Raw genomic sequence first — 1295 nt, 5'->3', positions numbered from 1 at the left:
AAAAAACCCGCTCCGAGGAGCGGGTTTTTCCTGTTACCGAAGCGACTGGATCAGACCAGCTTTTCCAGTTCCGGCACGACCTCGAACAGGTCGCCCACCAGGCCGTAGTCGGCCACCTGGAAGATCGGCGCTTCTTCGTCCTTGTTGATCGCGACGATCACCTTGGAGTCCTTCATGCCCGCCAGGTGCTGGATGGCACCGGAGATGCCCACGGCGATGTACAGCTGCGGGGCGACGATCTTGCCGGTCTGGCCGACCTGCATGTCGTTCGGCACGAAGCCGGCATCCACCGCGGCGCGCGAGGCGCCCACCGCCGCGCCGAGCTTGTCGGCCAGGCTGTAGAGCAGCTTGAAGTTGTCGCCGTTCTGCATGCCACGGCCGCCGGAGACCACGATCTTGGCGGCGGTCAGTTCCGGACGGTCGCTCTTGGCCAGCTCTTCGCCAACGAAAGCGGACTTGCCGGCATCGGCGGCGCCGGAGACGGCTTCGATGGCAGCGGAACCGCCCTCGGCAGCGACCGGGTCGAAACCAGTGCCACGCACGGTGATCACCTTCACCGCTGCGCTGGATTGCACGGTGGCGATGGCGTTGCCGGCGTAGATCGGGCGCTTGAAGGTGTCGGCGCTTTCCACGGCGACGATTTCGGAGATCTGGTCGACGTCCAGCAGGGCGGCCACGCGCGGCAGGTAGTTCTTGCCGTTGGTGGTGGCCGGGGCCAGCACGTGGCTATAGCCTTTGCCCAGCTCGGCGATCAGCGGCGCGACGTTTTCCGGCAGCAGGTTGGCGTAGGCGGCGTTGTCGGCCACCAGCACCTTGCTCACGCCGGCGACCTTGGCGGCCGCTTCGGCCACGCCGCCAACGTTCTGGCCGGCGACCAGCACGTGGATGTCGCCACCGATCTTGGCCGCAGCGGCCACGGTGTTCAGGGTCACGGCCGCCAGGGCGGCGTTGTTGTGTTCAGCGATTACCAGGATGGCCATCAGATCACCTTCGCCTCGTTCTTCAGTTTCTCGACCAGTTCAGCCACGGACTTGACCTTCACGCCGGCACTGCGCGCGGCCGGCGCCTCGACCTTGAGGGTCTTCACGGTGGAGGCGGTGGACACGCCCAGGGCGTCCGGGGTGACCACGTCCAGCGGCTTCTTCTTGGCCTTCATGATGTTCGGCAGCGAGGCGTAGCGCGGCTCGTTCAGGCGCAGGTCGGTGGTGACGATGGCCGGCAGGCTCAGCGCCACGGTCTGCAGACCGCCGTCGATCTCGCGGGTGACGTTGACCTTGTCGCCAGCCACTTCCACC

Annotated in this window: 2 protein-coding genes; both read right to left on the bottom strand. The window is 66.4% G+C overall.

Annotated elements, in window-relative coordinates:
- Positions 1–50 precede the first annotated feature (50 nt).
- The gene (locus SF06_RS17670) at positions 51–980 is read right to left on the bottom strand and encodes an electron transfer flavoprotein subunit alpha/FixB family protein (protein WP_039562959.1); all 930 of its coding nucleotides are present in this window, start codon (positions 978–980) and stop codon (positions 51–53) included.
- Positions 980–1295 (bottom strand): electron transfer flavoprotein subunit beta/FixA family protein (locus SF06_RS17665; protein WP_039562958.1); only part of this gene is annotated, 316 nt, incomplete at its 5' end. The genes SF06_RS17665 and SF06_RS17670, both read right to left, overlap by 1 nt.

It is taken from the genome of Pseudomonas flexibilis (assembly GCF_000802425.1).
Taxonomy (GTDB): Bacteria; Pseudomonadota; Gammaproteobacteria; order Pseudomonadales; family Pseudomonadaceae; genus Serpens; species Serpens flexibilis.
The sequence above is the reverse complement of the archived record's forward strand: the minus strand, read 5'-3'. Positions and strand labels throughout refer to the sequence as shown.

Excerpts from the sequence above, each read along its gene's own strand:
- SF06_RS17670 (WP_039562959.1), bottom strand. The coding sequence starts at position 980 with ATGGCCATCCTGGTAATCGCTGAACACAACAACGCCGCCCTGGCGGCC.